13 protein-coding genes are annotated in these 15,971 nt (G+C 44.7%); 8 read left to right on the top strand and 5 right to left on the bottom strand.

Annotated elements, in window-relative coordinates; genetic code table 11:
- Positions 1 to 13 precede the first annotated feature (13 nt).
- From ABCO64_RS01425 to ABCO64_RS01415, 3 genes are read left to right on the top strand one after another with little or no spacing between them, the layout of a single operon-like run.
- The gene (locus tag ABCO64_RS01425) at positions 14 to 196 is read left to right on the top strand and encodes a hypothetical protein (protein ID WP_343089180.1); all 183 of its coding nucleotides are present in this window, start codon (positions 14 to 16) and stop codon (positions 194 to 196) included.
- A 9-nt stretch (positions 197 to 205) separates the two neighbouring features.
- Positions 206 to 367: a hypothetical protein gene (locus ABCO64_RS01420; protein ID WP_343089179.1), complete on the top strand. Its 162-nt coding sequence runs from the start codon at positions 206 to 208 to the stop codon at positions 365 to 367.
- Positions 343 to 486: a hypothetical protein gene (locus ABCO64_RS01415; protein WP_343089178.1), complete on the top strand. Its 144-nt coding sequence runs from the start codon at positions 343 to 345 to the stop codon at positions 484 to 486. Before ABCO64_RS01420 ends, ABCO64_RS01415 begins: the two co-directional genes overlap by 25 nt.
- 24 nt (positions 487 to 510) lie before the next feature.
- On the opposite strand, the gene ABCO64_RS01410 is transcribed toward ABCO64_RS01415, so the two are convergent.
- The 4 genes from ABCO64_RS01410 to ABCO64_RS01395 all read right to left on the bottom strand — a co-directional run bounded on the left by ABCO64_RS01410 (position 511) and on the right by ABCO64_RS01395 (position 9,645).
- The gene (locus tag ABCO64_RS01410; RefSeq protein ID WP_343089177.1) at positions 511 to 3,669 is read right to left on the bottom strand and encodes a restriction endonuclease; all 3,159 of its coding nucleotides are present in this window, start codon (positions 3,667 to 3,669) and stop codon (positions 511 to 513) included.
- An 11-nt stretch (positions 3,670 to 3,680) separates the two neighbouring features.
- A complete protein-coding gene (locus tag ABCO64_RS01405) occupies positions 3,681 to 5,606 on the bottom strand; it encodes a site-specific DNA-methyltransferase (RefSeq protein WP_343089176.1) in 1,926 nt (641 codons plus the stop codon).
- Between the two features lie 137 nt (positions 5,607 to 5,743).
- Positions 5,744 to 6,472: a DUF4391 domain-containing protein gene (locus ABCO64_RS01400; protein WP_343089175.1), complete on the bottom strand. Its 729-nt coding sequence runs from the start codon at positions 6,470 to 6,472 to the stop codon at positions 5,744 to 5,746.
- A 5-nt stretch (positions 6,473 to 6,477) separates the two neighbouring features.
- On the bottom strand, positions 6,478 to 9,645 hold the full coding sequence (locus ABCO64_RS01395) for a helicase-related protein (protein ID WP_343089174.1): 3,168 nt from the start codon (positions 9,643 to 9,645) through the stop codon (positions 6,478 to 6,480).
- Between the two features lie 108 nt (positions 9,646 to 9,753).
- Between ABCO64_RS01395 and ABCO64_RS01390 the strand changes: the two genes are divergently transcribed.
- From ABCO64_RS01390 to ABCO64_RS01380, 3 genes are all read left to right on the top strand, one after another.
- Complete coding sequence (locus tag ABCO64_RS01390; protein ID WP_343089173.1) at positions 9,754 to 10,212, top strand: EVE domain-containing protein; 459 nt, start codon at positions 9,754 to 9,756, stop codon at positions 10,210 to 10,212.
- A 105-nt stretch (positions 10,213 to 10,317) separates the two neighbouring features.
- Positions 10,318 to 10,488 carry a hypothetical protein gene (locus ABCO64_RS01385; protein ID WP_343089172.1) on the top strand — a complete coding sequence of 57 codons (171 nt, stop codon included), beginning with the start codon at positions 10,318 to 10,320 and terminating at the stop codon, positions 10,486 to 10,488.
- Positions 10,489 to 11,502: 1,014 nt separating this feature from the next.
- Positions 11,503 to 12,573 carry a hypothetical protein gene (locus ABCO64_RS01380; protein ID WP_253457724.1) on the top strand — a complete coding sequence of 357 codons (1,071 nt, stop codon included), beginning with the start codon at positions 11,503 to 11,505 and terminating at the stop codon, positions 12,571 to 12,573.
- A 375-nt stretch (positions 12,574 to 12,948) separates the two neighbouring features.
- On the opposite strand, the gene ABCO64_RS01375 is transcribed toward ABCO64_RS01380, so the two are convergent.
- Positions 12,949 to 13,977, bottom strand: a complete 1,029-nt coding sequence (locus ABCO64_RS01375) for a PDDEXK nuclease domain-containing protein (RefSeq protein WP_343089171.1) — start codon at positions 13,975 to 13,977, stop codon at positions 12,949 to 12,951.
- Positions 13,978 to 14,295: 318 nt separating this feature from the next.
- On the opposite strand from ABCO64_RS01375, the gene tnpA reads away from it, so the two are divergent.
- The gene (tnpA, locus tag ABCO64_RS01370; RefSeq protein ID WP_253457718.1) at positions 14,296 to 14,727 is read left to right on the top strand and encodes an IS200/IS605 family transposase; all 432 of its coding nucleotides are present in this window, start codon (positions 14,296 to 14,298) and stop codon (positions 14,725 to 14,727) included.
- Positions 14,705 to 15,958 carry an RNA-guided endonuclease InsQ/TnpB family protein gene (locus ABCO64_RS01365; RefSeq protein ID WP_253457715.1) on the top strand — a complete coding sequence of 418 codons (1,254 nt, stop codon included), beginning with the start codon at positions 14,705 to 14,707 and terminating at the stop codon, positions 15,956 to 15,958. Before tnpA ends, ABCO64_RS01365 begins: the two co-directional genes overlap by 23 nt.
- Positions 15,959 to 15,971: the final 13 nt, after the last annotated feature.

The following is a 15,971-nucleotide window of genomic DNA, read 5'->3' as shown; positions in this document are numbered from 1 at the left end:
GCGAGGGGATATCGTGTTCATCTCCACTGATTCACACCATGTAGTAGGCAGTCTACACGGTGGCATCCCATCTCCTCAACCAGGCCGTCTAAACATCCGTATCATCACGCCGCTTGATGGCTGCGATATCTATGTCGAGGAGGCAAACGGAGTGCAGAGGATGCTCTCGCAGCTCTTCCTGAGTACCGCCGAGTAGCTCTACCTGGTGCTCAGGTTCGGCTATATCCGCGATTATGCCACCTCATCGGTGCCGGTCCCGATCACCTTTGACGATATTCTGGTGAACTTCGACCCCGCCCTGAGGAAGAACGCCTGCGAGGTGATTGGAGATCTTGCGGCGAGTTGCCAGGTGATATTCCTCACCTGACACCCGGAGACGGTGCAGGATCTGAAGGATGTGGTGCCGGGGGCGGTGGTGATGGAGATGGGGATGGGGAGAAGAATTCCTCCTCGTTAATCAGGAATTACGAGTATAAAGACAACTAACGATCTCCAATTCCCCAAAAAACCTCAACCTACAAATGCCTTGCTCCGGAAGTCCAGGTAATCCTTAGCATAGATAAATTGAATGTCATTAGCAACGGCCTTGAAATGTAATTCTCCACACTTTATCTTACAACACTCTATTCCACTCAAACCTTGTTTTTCTTTTTGAAATTTCGTTTCAACAACAAAGTAGAGCTGAGCCGAATCACCATTTCTGTAGATGACCGCCCAATCGGGGGAATAATGCCCATAGGGAGTATCAATAACGAAGCCACCCTTATGAAGTTTGGTGAAGAGCAGTACATTATCATCATGTTCCAAATGGTCTGCAAAGGTCCATTCACCGGAACTGTCTGTCCGATAGTATTTATGGAGAGCTTTTCGTTTACTCGGATCAGTTGAATATACTTTCTTCTCTTCTTCTAAAAGATCCGGATCAATCACATCCGATTCAAAGAGTGTGTTCTCATCAAAAACATATCCGCTTATGATATGGTATCCAATAACCCGCTCTGCCTTTGCATCCTGGAGTTCTTTTCGCAGCTCCGTAGCGACAATATCAAGGATATCCTGGTTTCTTAGATATTCCTTTTCTTCGGGTTCAAGCTCTCCAAGAATCGAATATATTGCCATTCGTGGAAGTCTTGTCTGGCTCATAATATAATTGACAATCTGGAAATCGGTTTTCTTCTGCTGAAAATGCGTTGCCTCTTCGGTTTCATATTGTTCAACTGATTCACTAAGCCGTGCCTGACCAGTATCTTCCATCCCAAGCCGTGCCTCTGTCACGGTAATCTGTTGCTTCGTGAACTCCGGTCGTCTCAGGAGAGTTGAAATTTTTCTGGAGGCTCTTTGAATAAACGCATCTGAATCAATTTCAACCTCATAATATGTTCTTTTCTCCATTCGCATTTTTAGATTCAGGAGAAGTTGCTTAAAACCATCCTCATCCATATAGGAGTGATATTCATTTGTTGCATCGGGCACATCTCCGTTTTTGATAAGAACTTTTGTGGAACCCTTATTCTTCATCACATCAACAAAAGAACGTCTGATTCCAATTGCGTGTTCGAGGAGAGTTTCGTCTTGAAATACCATATCCGAGATCTTTGTAGCATCTCCGGTAAGCTTGTCTTTTGAGTTTATAATTGAGTTACTTCGTAGTTCTTTGTGAAATGAGGTGACGAGGTCCTGCGTAATCTTCTCCACAGGAATTCCGGCATCAATCAACGTGGCTTTCAGCTCTCTCATGGTTACAGTGTCTTTATCAAAACCACTTTCAGCATTAAAGTCAGATTGAAGGTGTTTTGCAAAGTCCTCATAATATGCATTTGCAATAACGGTGAGCCAGTTGATCTTTTCCTCAAGACATCGTTCTCCATTCGTGTCAACCGGGAGACGAAGTCCTCGTCCTAACTCCTGTTTTTTGGCTATATCGGAATTTCCTTGTTTAAGAGTACAAATTGTGAAGATATTGGGGTTATCCCATCCTTCCCGAAGAGCTGAATGCGAGAAGATGAAAGCAAGAGGGGTTTTGAAGGATATTAAATCTTCTTTCCTCTCGAGGATAAGGGATATTCCCCGCTCGATATCCTCTTTTGATTTACCCTTATAACTATCCTCCACAGCTTCGGTTTCGCCTCTTCGGGAAGATGATTCAGGTTCAACAGCCTTTCCACTTTTATCTCGTGCAAAATAGCCTTCTCTGACCTGAAGGATATCGGTATATTCCGGGAAATATTGTTCATATTTTTTGAATGCAGTTCTGTATTTATCCTCATTTATGATATTCTGATATTCTTCATCAAATAACTTCAAGTACTCTCCCCGACCATCAGGTGCATCGTCATCACGAACCTTTTTGACTGAATCAATGAAAAAGAGAGTGAGTGCCTTGATCTGTTTACCTGCATCAAGGATAGCGAACTGTTTGTCAAGGTGTGTTCTGATAGCTATTCGTATCTGAACACGGGTGACAATATCATCGGTCAATTCTTCATTGTAGGTGCAATCACCTTCACTAAGCTTGATGAACTCAGCCATTCCGCTCTTGATAGTGATGGACGTTTTATTAGATGTGGTATCCTCAGGAAAAAGCCCCCTCTGACCATATCTGCTGCTGATTGTGACACCTTCAATTTTATGTGGATTGGTATGAACAATCATATCCCTGTACTGGGAGAGCTCACCTGAAAGTTCAAAGAGGGAATTTCCTTTCAGTACATTGAACTGCTTTTTGACGATACCATGCTCCGGATCCCGAGAGAAAATTTCAAGTTTTGCTCTGAGATCATTGGTGAATTTTACATAACGAATATAAGGGAAGTCTTTTGGCACTTCTCCATAGACCGTCTTGACTTCAATTTTTTTTACAATACCTTTATCATAGGCATCATACGAACTCAGCCGGTATATCTGATTATAGAGCTGTTTATGGGTTGCTGAGTATCTGAGAATAAATTGTGGCTCAAGGTCATTAATTGCCTTTAATGATGAGCTGGTTCTCCTCTGTGTCCCTTCGATCTTCTGTGGTTCATCAATTATGACAATCGGCTGAACATCTTTGAGCAGATCCCATGTGGGATCTCTTCCCTCGCGTTCCTGTCGTATGATATTTGTATCTTTGTTAAATGCCTGGATATTCATTATGGCAACGGAGAGCTCCGGACTTGAAGTAAAACTATCCCGAAGCTTTCCAAGAGCACTTGAGGTATATACAAAGGATCGCGATTTGATATCGAGTCCGTCGTAGAGCGCTTTAAAGTGATCATTCAGCTGTTCAATACTTTTTTCAACACCCATCCTGATGGCGATACTGGGAACAACGATGATGAACTTCCTGAATCCATATGTCTTATAGAGTTCAAGGATCGTCCGAAGATAGACATAGGTCTTTCCTGTTCCAGTTTCCATCTCGATAGAGTAATTGTGATTATCGAGACTGTCATCGGGATTCAGACTGTTCTGGAACTGGATGGAACGGAGATTATCAAGAATTCTACGCCCTCCTAAACTGATTCGGGGATTTCGTTCAAGCGAGCCCCCAAGCTCGGTCCTGCTCTGACGATATATGGTTGTACCCTCAGCCTTCTCCTGCCCCTCAAAAAGACCAACGGTGGATCGGATTGCATCAAGCTGATAGTCGAGAGAATCATCGAAATGAAAGGTAATCTTATCTGTCATCTTCAATCCCCTCAGAGGAACTCAACAGTATAGGCCTGTTTTGTCTTCTCCCCATGTTTCTTCATCATGGCGTCAAAACGCTCCATCGTATTGAGTTTCAGACTGATGTTCTTGCCAAAGGCGCTATCCCGGAAGATCACCTTATGGGGCATCGGTTCGATCGAAGCGATCTTATCAACGATCTCCCGTGTCACCTCTTCCTCAAGGCATACAACAACAGTATCTGCAAAGCAGTATGTCCTCTGGCCGATATCTATGAGGGTTTCCATCGTAGCTGAGAGCGGAATATCCCATTGCCTTAAGAGAATTTCATATGCTACATCAATGTCGGTTGCATCCGGCATAAAGTCACGACGATCGAGAACGGACTTTGCGGTGTCATCAAGATGTGTCTGGGAGATCTGCACTCCGTTCTCCTGGGCAATCCAGCGGATATTCGTATCAGCAGTTTTGAAGACTTTGAAGCCAATGTCAATCTCTTTCCCGGATTCGGCCACGATCTTGTCACCGGCACGACGGATGCGTTCTTTCCCTATGTCGGATATTGTCTTGTATCCGGCTCGAGCGGCTTCTGAATCCGGCGGGCATACCTCAGGGAGCTGAACCATTATGAATTTTCGGTTTCCATCATCTTCGGCATTGAGTTGCATCACAGCATGGGCTGTGGTTGCTGAACCGGAGAAGAAGTCGAGGATAATACCGTCTTTATATATCGCGGATGTTATTTTTATTAGAAATGTTATAATACTTACTGGTTTGGGAAAGGAAAAAACTCTATTGTCAAATAAACTTCTCATATCCCTTGTTCCGTTTTGTGTCATACCTATGTTTTCAGGAAGATGAGTACTGACAGGGACATAGCCAAATAATTCTCCTGCCTTCTGCTCATCATCTTCCTTAAAATATCTTAAGACAGGTTTTGAAATATTTAAAAAATCATAATCACCTGGGAATACTATTCTGTTCTCTTCATAATATTTCGCAAACGTTTCTTTTGTAATTCTCCAAACACTATTAGGATTTGCAGGATATCTTTTGCCATTTTTTGGGTTGATCATATCAAAAAAACTATTTGGCCTTTCCCCCGCATCTCTTTGTGTAGTTAAATCATGGACTCTCCACGATCTATTTGGTAGATCATCTGTCGTATAATATCTTCGTGTACCCCCTTTGATACAAGCAATAAATGTATTGCTCTTGGCATATGCTATGAGCCATTCATAATCCTGAGATATGCCAAAAGGAACATCCGATTTTGCAGTTCTTTTTCGCCAAGGGAACATTGCAACAAATGACTCTTCACCAAAAATTTCATTTAAAATATGACGAAGATTATGAACTTCATTATCATCAATTGAGACAATTATTACTCCATCATCCCTCAATAGATTCTTTGCAAGCCGAAGGCGAGGATACATCATCGATAACCAGTTGGCGTGATATCGTCCCGATTGTGTTGTATTGATGATATAACGATTTCCAAACTCGTCAATATCCCCTTCAGCAAGGGAATTTTCTCTCTCAGATACAGAAAATTTATCTTTAAAAATAAAATCATTCCCTGTATTGTAAGGAGGATCAATATAGATCATCTTAATCTTGCCCATGAAGCTGTTCTGCAAGAGCTTAAGCACCTCAAGGTTATCCCCCTCAATATAGAGGTTCTCTGTCGCCTTCAAATTCTTACTCTCTTTCGGGACATACTTCAGAGTGCGACCAAATACTGGTTCAGCGGCGTTCTTTTTTGCCTCCTGCTTGCCTGCCCATGTCAGTCCGTATTGCTCTTTTCCAGCTTCTTCAAATGTTCCAAGTTCGGCTTTAAGTGCCTCAAAATCCACCTGGCCATCCTTCATAATCGAGGGGAAGAGAGCTGTTAATTTTCGGAGATTATCAGATGCCGGATTGAAAACTGTGCTTGAGATTTTATGTTCGTCCATGATCATCACATGTACTGTTGTAAAGTGACAATAGGAGAGTGTATCTTTTATATGTTCCGAATCTGATTAATATATCAAAGAGTCATAATAAATTCTCAAATTTTGAAAATGAGCCCGATAGCGTTTTAAACCAATAGTCAATTGGATATTTCTATGAAAGATCTCAGCCTCTCATATATACCCCTCAACTCCCGGTTCAATTTGGCAGATTGACTAATAGTTACTGACCTGCCTCTCTGCTCGGTAAGTTTCACCAGATCTTTGAGTTCAGTATACATCGCCATGACATCTTCAGTATTATACCAGACCTTGGATGAGAGCAGACCGTCCATACCGGACCAAATAGTCCGGTGTGTGATAATATAGCATTTAACCATCATCTCAGTATACCATGAATACAGATTTGTCTTATTGACGACGGTATCCCAGCTTGCATATGTATGGATTAACCCATCATCAGCACTCGGAACACCATAGGGGAGAGCCCAGGTCAGGAACTCATCATCAACCACAACAGATCCCTTATCCATCAGATTCAGTCGTTTCAGGGCAAAGGAATACATCTCCTCTCTTCTACCTCTGACCTTCAGAACACAGGGTGTTTTGATCATTCTCTGCAAAATTCCGCAGACAAAAGGTGCAGACCGAATGGCATCTACGTTTACAGTGATGAACTGCACTGCCATAACCGAATCGGTCTCAGTCACATAGGATGGGATGTGATCACTCTTCACGACATACTCCAGAATTAATTCCTTCAGAGCCTCGCGGAACCGGCGTCGCTCAGCTGGTTTAAGATGTGTAAGAGAGATCTTACGAACATCAGTAACAATTCCGGCGTGGTATTCTGATGGGATCCCAAACATGGTTTTCACTCAACAATTAAGAATGATATCAGTTCAAAGTCATCCTCGACGGTTTGGGAGAAATCATCATTATATCCGGTGAAATCAAATATACTCTCCTCAGCCCTTCTCCTTTCGGCTCCTGTAATCGCGGTTATGGCTTTTGTAATCATCTTCGAGTATTTTGCCATATCCTCGGCATCACGAGTTTTTGCCTTAAACTGACGGACAAGAGCATGATCGGGCTCAGAATTACCATATGATAATCTCCGGAACTCCGCCAGGGCCTCACGGGCGTTATGCATACCAATATACACTTCACCTGAATGTTTTATATACATCAGATAATATGGATAGAGAGAACTGTCACTCTTTGGTTTGATCTGTTCTTCACTGTGACGGAAACAGAAGAGGCATCCTTTTTCAGTACCCTTTGTTATCGAGAAAACACCTGCAGGTACCTGTTTAATCTCAGGATGAGCCTTTATATAGTCGTATAATTCATTAAGATAGTCATTCATGTTCAGGTCGGTCAAAGAGAGTGTATCTCCCATCTCCTCCAGTTCAACAACATCTTTCTGGATTCGTTCAAGCTGAGTACGACGGAACTCAAGATCATTCATGTCAGGACTAAGGAGATCCTCATCCCCGGTTGATCCGATATTGGCTGCAACCATCTTCCGCTTTACCCGCTCTTCAAGCTGGAGATACTCATTCAATTCCATATTCGGGAAGAAATTTACCATCTGAATGTGAGGGTTTTGACTGCCAAGCCGGTCAATTCTTCCGAAACGCTGAATGAGAACGACAGGATTCCACTGAATATCATAATTGACAACGCAGTCGCAATCCTGTAAATTTTGACCCTCGGATATACAATCCGTTGCAATCAACACATCAATTGTTCTCTCTGATACATCGGTCTGCCCTTTGGATCGAGGTGAGAAAAGTGATAATACTTCGTTGAATTGAAGACTAACTCCTTTTATTGTCGTGCGTGGCTTGTCACTCCCTGTGACAACCGCTGCATGAATACCGTTCTCCTTCAGCATCGGAGAGAGAGAATCATACAGATAATTTGCTGTATCTGCAAAAGCAGAGAATATAAGGACTTTTTTGTTCCCAGAATTATACGGAGTGCCTTGAATTTTTTCTTTTGTAAACGTTGATAATTCATGAAGTTTCAAATCTCGTTGCTTATCGAGGATCAACTTGATCTGAGTTTGAATATTTACCAGTTTGTTTTTATCATATTCCAGGTCTTCAAGATAATTCCTCACATCCAGATGACGTACATCAATATCATATTTGTAATCAAGGAAAAAATCATCCTCATCATCGATATCTTCATCGGTAGAGACATTCATCCTATCTGAAGATAAGGCAGATATGTAGGAATCTATCCTCCCAAGGAGTCTTTCAACTGTCGTTCCGAAGGAATATACTGAGCTTTCAAGCCTCTTACAAAGATTGAATCGATGGAGTTTGACATTAATAGCTTCTCTCTGCTCATGATCAAATAATCTTCGCCCATCAACCTTTGTTGCATATTTCTCCCGGTACATTTCTTTATATTGAGGGAGAATGTATGCCATCGGGGAGTAGACAGATAAGATCAATGTCTCCAATTCATCATTGACATCGGAGAATTTTAATAGAATGCCATTTGAATCAATCTCAGGACGAAATACTATTGGTTTAAGTTTCTTTGGAAAAACCCCAAAGTCTCCTGAACCATAATACCTTGTAATATGTTTTCTGCTTCTGGAGATTGTTATCATTTCAAGAAGTTTATAAAACTCTGAGGGTAGTTTGTCCAGGAGTGCAAGTTTATTATTTCTTGAAGAATCGGACCATTCATTTATCTCCTTCTGAGCATTGATCAGTAATTGTTGAATACTGGGGATGCCCTCCTCTTCAAATGCAGAATCCCTATCGGAAGTAATGATACTTATTTGATTACGCAAATCCCGCAACGAATTGTTCACAGGTGTTGCAGATAGTAACAATACTTTGGTATTGGTCCCTTTCTGAATGATATCTGAGATGAGCTTGTGATAGCGGGTGATGTGATCCTTACTTTCAATTCGGTTCCGGAAGTTGTGCGATTCGTCTATGACCAGAAGGTCAAAACTCCCCCAATCCACACGCGATAGATCGAGACCGGAACGCGACATTCCCTTCTTACGAGAGAGATCCGTATGAGAAAGAATCTTATAATTTAACCTGTCTTCCGCAAGTGGATTATCAACATACGGGCTTCTAAATGAATCCCAGTTATCATAGAGTTTTGCTGGAGCGAGAACGAGAACATTGTCATTGCGCATCTCAAAAAATTTGATTATGGCAAGTGCCTCATATGTTTTTCCAAGACCAACACTATCAGCAAGAATACATCCATTATACCTGTTTATCTTTTGGATACCAGAGGCAACCGCATCTTTCTGAAAATTATAGAGGGCAGTCCATATTCTGGTCTTCTTAAACCGGCTACTATCACTTTCCAGATGTTCAAAACTCGAATCCAGCTGATGGCCGAAGAGGGTGTTTATGGTAAAATAATATAAAAATTCTGGAGAATAGTCCTTGTAAATATAACGAAGCCCTTCTAAAAGCTCTTCTTTATAGTCGATCGAATAACCCCTGTTATTCCACAACTCATTGAATAATTTAAGAGATCTCCTTATTTGATCTTTATCCATTGAACTATTTATAAATGTATCAAAATGTATTTGGGGGAGACCATGTACGGTTCTTGGCCGGGTGATCTCAAGTGAAGAAGTCCCCTGAATCTGAATATCATCATCAATAATGAGAATATTGCCTTTTACCATCTCCGGAGAAATAATTTTCTTCACATTGACATGAGAATCAATGAAATCGTGCATCAATCTGGCTTTGTGAAAGTATCTCAGTTTATTCTTCTGCGTTATTTCATAATTATTCAAAAACACATCGGATGGCGAGGTTGTGATTTCAAACTCCTGTACCAATTCTTTTCTATTGGTATTTGTGCTTCCTTCCCGGATGATGAGGTTGATTTCCTGAACGCTATGTAAATTTCTCTCAAGTTCAGAAAAAACAGATAAGGTCAATTTATCATTAAGAATATTTACAACACTACTTTTTCGATTTTGCAAAGCGGTGTTAACAATTTGAATTATCTGCTCCGGAGAGGAGATAGCATCAGTCATGATACAGTATCATCCTTTAGGTATGTAATAAGTTTTGATGGCAGATTGGTTCATTCTGGGTATTGACTTGCTACAACCTTTATCCTCTCCCCCCACCAACTCCCAATCATGACATACTGGTTTGCCTCCTCCAATCGCGACAACTGGGAGATCATCCGGCAGAAGAACATCTGGGGGGTTCCGAAGCGGAACAAATCGATTATTGAACGGGTGAAGCCGGGCGATAAAATCGTGGTCTATGTCGCCCAGCAGAAGAAAGAGGTGACAGAAGGTAAAGGCGATGAGATCCTCCCCTCAGCAGTCGCCGGTGCATTTGAGATCGTATCTGAGGGATATGAAGATTCAGCGCCGCTCTTTGTGACGCCGGAGCGGATGGGGGATGAGGTCTTCCCCTATAGGGTGAAACTGAAGCCGATTAAGATCTTCAGGGAGCCAGTTGAGTTCAAGCCGCTCATCCCGGAGCTCTCGTTTATCAAGAACAAGACGATGTGGACGGGCCATATCCGGGTGGCGATGCGGGAGATCCCGGAAGAGGATTATCAGTTGATCCTCGGTCGGGGTGAGTAGGTGAGTGAGTAGGTGAGTGAGTAGGTGAGTGAGTAAATGACTGAGTAAATGGGTATGTGACTGGGTCCGTGACCGGGTCTGTGTAAAGGTGTATGAGGGAAAATCATGAAGGCCGAAGAAACGACCATCACCGGCATCACCGGCGTCACCTTCCCCGTCCCGAAACAGTTCATGCACCGGTTCTTTTCCGGGGGGAAGATCGTATTCGTCAAAATGGCGACCTCCATCAGGCTCTCTCCTTTCAGCGGCTGGAGGAGCTTCCTCTGGATCAAATAGGAATGTCTCGATATGCGATATCTACCATTTGATCAAGGATTTTATAACCATCATAAGACCATTACAGGGGGATGTGTACGAATGTCTAAAAGTCCTAAACAACTATGGGAAAGATAAGAAAGCACCCCTGATGCTATGCCTCATACCTGACCGAGATTGAAAGTTGACAATAAACAACATCCTTTCTCCCACCCTATCGTTCTCTTGGCAGAGCAGGTTCTCTTCTCGACTCTTCTCTTTTGATTTCGATTCCGTCAGGAAAAAGAAGAGTGTACTATTGCAAAGTATGATCATTCATCATGGTATGATCAATCATCAGGAGAGGAGAGATGCCGAAGAACGAAAACACATTCGGACTGCAGGAGAGGGGTATATACTCCTGCGACGAAGAGATATCCATCTAAGTAAGATCCATCTAAGAGAGATCCATTTGTTTCATCCAGAGGGTGGGGATCGATCCCCGGGGTAACGTAACTAATCTTCTGTAATAGAAGTATTATATAAAAAAGAAAGAGTAATTGGATAGTGAGGTCTTGGTGAAATGTAAGAAAGATAATCCTTCATCTGAGGTATTATATTATCCCGGCACTTGAGGACTGAAAATTGTTACTTGTCATCTTCTCCCTTAAACCTGACCTTGCTTTACCTTATTGGCCCAATATCGTTTAGAACTTTCTGTAATCTTGCATGGATTACTAACATTCTCGATCCATGCCAAACACTTAGGATTCTGTTTACACAAGTAAATGCACATCGCTTGTGCCAAATCGCTATTGTTACTTGTTCCAGCCAAATACGGAGGGTAGTTAGGGGGTATCTCTTTCATGATCTTATAATGTAACCCTGTTTGATCTAGTTCCATACTTCATGTTTGAATCGGTAGCTACATATCTCCTCTCATTGAATAATCGATTTGCCAGTATTTGTTCTTCTCTTAATACATCGTACGATCGCAAAAGAGAGTGAAGGCCCGTTATTGGCATGCCATTGACAATTATTCATTGAGGTAAAAGAATGAGTTCACTATTAGCCCATCTCTATTCGAGGATTCGGGGATCGCCTGAAGATGTAGCGACGATGAGCCTCTGTTATATCCTGGAAAATTCCTTGTCAGCACGAAAGGTATTCTCAAATTATCTCTCGACAGTAGTTGGCGTTGAACCATTCCCGGATCTCTTCTTCAGTACTCAGGTGGTTGGAGAGGGTAAGGAGCGCCCGGATCTTGTCGGGGTAGATCAGAATAATAATGAGCTATTGGTCTGTGAAGCGAAGTTCTGGGCAGGCCTGACCTTCAATCAGCCCCTTGCGTACCTGAAAAGGCTCAGGGAGAATGGCAATGATGGTGAAAAAGCCCTTGTTTTCATCTGTCCACATGAGAGGATTCCAAACCTTTGGGGAGAGTTGATTCGGCTCTGCAAGAATTCTGATGAGTGTTCCATTGAGGACGGGGATGGAGATCGAAGGATAGTTGTTGATGGCATCCCTCTGGGAATTGTCTCCTGGAGAGCGATTATTGAGATGCTGATGCAGGCACTCTCAGCTGAACATTCGCCGCTTGTAAAGGATTTATACCAGTTGGAGGGGTTGTGCGAGCAGATGGATCTGGCAGCTTTCAAACCTTTTACGCCTGAGGATTTCGGGGTTGATCGTGCACAGAGGATTATGAGTTATCATGACATTGTTAGCCGGGTGGCGAGTGAATTGATTAACACAATGGGGGCCAATACCAACGGACTCAAAGCTACACCAACTCTCAATAAATATATAAGGTATCTAAATCTGGATCACTATAGCCTGGGGGTAAGCATTCAGTTCAATATTGATTATTGGTTGAAATATGCAGAGACTCCATTCTGGTTCACAATACGAAAACAAGGAAACGGCTCTTGGGAATACGCCCGAGAAATTCATGAGGCTTTACGGGAGTGGGAATATAGCACCCCCAAGAAGTTGTTTCTGGATAAAACTGCAGGTGGGATTCTTGCCATTCCATTGTTTGCACCACTTTATGCTCATGAAGATGAGGTGGTTCGGTATCTTGTGGATTCCGTCAAAGAAGTCCTGGAAAAGCTTGAGAGGAAGTGAGTAGTTGAGGGTGGTTCATGGCTCCTCATCATGATCCTCATTTTCACTCACACATCTTATTAGTATCATTCCTCCGTCCCTTCGCCTCCCACACCCTGATTAATGCCTAGCTGGCGAGTGTCTTCAATTACTTATAATAGGTGATCACTTCCTGACTTTCTCGAATCCGGACACTCCGAGACGAAACTCCTCACCTATGCAGAGGGACTGGAACCGGGTCTCCACCCCTCTGGCCTCAAGGTGCTGGCAGCACTGATCGGGAGTGTATCACACCGGAAGCAGGTGATCGCAGCGACACAATCGGCGTTGTTTCTGGAGCTCTTTGAACCAGAGGATGTTGTTGTTGTCGTTCGGCTACAGACGCCCCCTCCTCATTCAGCCTTCCCTCCGCCCCAGCTCCTCTTCCAGTTCATCCACCGTCGGCAGTCTCCCCCGCAAATCCTCGGGGAGGTGAGTAGTCAGTTCATATCCGGCGACGCCAATCGGCTTCTCCATATCCCTGAGGGCATACTCAGCAATGATGCGGTTCTGTGACTTGCAGAGGATGATCCCAATGCTTGGGCTATCATCAGGGTGGCGGAGGAGATCATCAACCGCTGAGAGGTAGAAGTTCATCTTCCCGGCATACTCCGGGATGAACTCTCCAATTTTCAATTCGATCACCACGTATGACCGAAGTTTGAGATGGTAGAAGAGGAGATCAATAGAGAATTCTCTCCCTCCAATAGAGAGCCTGTACTGATTCCCGATGAACGCAAAACCTACCCCGAGCTCCAGAAGGAAATCGCGGATATGCTCGATCAACGCCCGCTCCAGCTCCCTCTCGGCTGCATCCTCCCCGATCCCGAGGAAATCAAAGATATAGGGATCTTTGAGTACCGATCGTGCAAGATCTGACTGAGGTGCAGGAAGTGCTGATGAAAAGTTCGTCACCGCCCGCCCCTCGCGTCTGATAAGCCCACTCTCGATCTGATGCACGAGAACGTTCCTTGACCACCCGTTCGCAATTGTTCTTTGGATATACCACTCCCTCGCCATCTGGTCTTTGACCTTGTCGAGTAAGGTGATCGCATGATACCATGTTATTTGTGCAAGCACCTCTTGCACAAATTCAGGATCGGGCCATGCCTCCGCAAACGAGCGCATGTACTTCAGGTTTCGGGGAGAGAAACCCCGTACATCCGGGAACTCCTTTCTGAGATCGTCTGAGAGCCGGTCGATCACCTTTGATCCCCACCCCTCCTGCTCCTGCCTCTCCATGATCTCCCGTCCTATCTGCCAGTAGAGCAGGATGAGCTCCCGGTTCACCGAGAGAACCGCCCGGGTCTGTGCCTGCCGTATCCGCACCTTCAGGGCCGCAAGAAACGTGGGATAATCCTCCGGGAGTGCATCACTCAAACCCATACACGCCCCTCCGCAGGCTCTCCCCGACCTCCCGGAGTCTCAATTCTAATCCGGGTATTGCGCCGTTCTCTGTTCTATTCCTCCCCTCCATCGTCATCTTTCCAACCCTCTCTTATCACCGATAGGTATAGCACCGATAGTTATAGACTTCTTGGATAGGGAGAAAAGTGTACTCATTTGACATTATTGCTGATCTCCCCGATCACCACACAATAGCCTTTAACTCCACATGCGAGAAGTCCCCTTGCGCAAGCTGGGGGATGAGAGCCGTCTACGAGCTCGCGCAACCTTTATGGTTCATCACACCTGATAGCAACTATGGACTACCGATTAGATAAGGGCGCCCATTCGGTCTATGCTTTGCACTACCATTTGGTGCAGTGTGTCAAGTACCGGAGAGGAGTCTTTGTCGATGATCGGTATGTGGATCTCCTGAAGACCAAGATCCACAGCATCTCTGAAACCTTCGGGGTTGAAGTCACCAACATCGAGTGCAGCCCGGATCACTTCCATATGCTGTTCAAGGCGGGGCCGACGCTGAATCTCCCGAAGTACATCAACGCCCTGAAGACCATTTCCTCACGGGAGATCCGGCGGAACTTCCCCGAGGTCAAACAAGTGCTCTGGCGTGATGCCTTCTGGTCACGATCCTATTTCCTTGCAACCACCGGACAGGTCACGCTGGACATTTTGAAGAAGTATGTAGATAGCCAGGCGGAGGAACGAGATGCAGTTCACAAGGAGGATTAGGATCTACCCCACGGAAGAGCAGGCAGCCGTCCTGTGGGATCTGTCCGATATCAACCGGAGACTGTACAATAGGGCGCTCAACGAACGGCGTGATGCCTACGCTACCGGAACCAAAGGCGTGACCTACATCAAACAGCAGAACGATCTTCCGGAACTCAAGAAAGAGTGGCCGGAACTGAAGAAGGTCAACGCGAAAGTCCTGCAGATGACGCTCAAGACGCTGGATGCCAACTACCGGTCGTTCTTCGAGTTGATCAAGGTTGATCCCGATGCAAAACCCCCGGGATTCAAAGGGCGGAAGTATTTCACCACTATGAAGCACAACCAGTCGGGGTTCAAGATCGACACAGACTCAATCAAACTGTCGCACAAGCTGCCGGGAGGGGTAGATCTGATCTTTGCCATCCCGGAACATGAGTTTGGGGTTGTCAAGCAGGTTGAGGTATTCCAGGATGGCAAGGAGAAATGGTATCTTGCCGTGGTTGAAGTGGTCGTTCCCCCGACGCCCGTTGACAACGGCCAGTATCAGGCATGGGATCTCGGAGTAATAAAGCAGACCGCCGTCAACAGTCAGGGGAAGTTCATTGAAGTCCAGAACATCCGCCCGGATCGGTACTGGAACAAGAAGATTGATACCGTGCAGTCCAAGCGGGATCACTGCAAGAAGATCAAGGGGAAACAACCAAGCCGGAGGTGGAAACGCTACAACGCCGTCAAGCGAAAGATGGAGAAGAAAAAGAGCAACCAGCTCAAGGACTTCCAGCACAAGGTAAGCAAGAAACTCGTTGAGAATACCAAGGCCACAACGATCATTATCGGCGATCTCTCGGTGAAGAAGATGCCGAGGTCCAAGACAGCAACGAAACTGATGAACAGGTCAACGCAAGGAACCGGATACCTTGCACGTTTTGCCGGATTTCTGACCTACAAGGCGATCCTTGCAGGTAAACAGGTAATAGAGATCGGCGAAGAGTACACGAGCAAGACGTGCTGCTGCTGTGGAAAAATCCACCCAGAGATGACCGTCAAAGATCGTGTTATGCAGTGTGATTGTGGTAGCGTGTTCGACCGCGACAGAAACGCTGCGGTCAATATTATGCTACGCTGCCTATCACAAAATGCCCTGTGGACGGGCTACCAGGAGTTTACCGGTAATCTGCGACATACAGGTCTGAAGATCGCATCGATCCCCGGACACTCGCAGGAAGCCCCCTGCGCAAGCGGGGGGTAGTTCACGACACCCC

This window comes from Methanocalculus natronophilus (genome assembly GCF_038751955.1).
Lineage (GTDB): Archaea > Halobacteriota > Methanomicrobia > Methanomicrobiales > Methanocorpusculaceae > Methanocalculus > Methanocalculus natronophilus.
The sequence above is the reverse complement of the archived record's forward strand: the minus strand, read 5'-3'. Positions and strand labels throughout refer to the sequence as shown.

Excerpts from the sequence above, each read along its gene's own strand:
- ABCO64_RS01410 (WP_343089177.1), bottom strand. The coding sequence starts at position 3,669 with ATGACAGATAAGATTACCTTTCATTTCGATGATTCTCTCGACTATCAG.
- ABCO64_RS01405 (WP_343089176.1), bottom strand. The coding sequence starts at position 5,606 with ATGGACGAACATAAAATCTCAAGCACAGTTTTCAATCCGGCATCTGAT.
- ABCO64_RS01400 (WP_343089175.1), bottom strand. The coding sequence starts at position 6,472 with ATGTTTGGGATCCCATCAGAATACCACGCCGGAATTGTTACTGATGTT.
- ABCO64_RS01395 (WP_343089174.1), bottom strand. The coding sequence starts at position 9,645 with ATGACTGATGCTATCTCCTCTCCGGAGCAGATAATTCAAATTGTTAAC.
- ABCO64_RS01390 (WP_343089173.1), top strand. The coding sequence starts at position 9,754 with ATGACATACTGGTTTGCCTCCTCCAATCGCGACAACTGGGAGATCATC.
- ABCO64_RS01385 (WP_343089172.1), top strand. The coding sequence starts at position 10,318 with ATGAAGGCCGAAGAAACGACCATCACCGGCATCACCGGCGTCACCTTC.
- ABCO64_RS01380 (WP_253457724.1), top strand. The coding sequence starts at position 11,503 with ATGAGTTCACTATTAGCCCATCTCTATTCGAGGATTCGGGGATCGCCT.
- ABCO64_RS01375 (WP_343089171.1), bottom strand. The coding sequence starts at position 13,977 with ATGGGTTTGAGTGATGCACTCCCGGAGGATTATCCCACGTTTCTTGCG.
- tnpA (WP_253457718.1), top strand. The coding sequence starts at position 14,296 with ATGGACTACCGATTAGATAAGGGCGCCCATTCGGTCTATGCTTTGCAC.
- ABCO64_RS01365 (WP_253457715.1), top strand. The coding sequence starts at position 14,705 with ATGCAGTTCACAAGGAGGATTAGGATCTACCCCACGGAAGAGCAGGCA.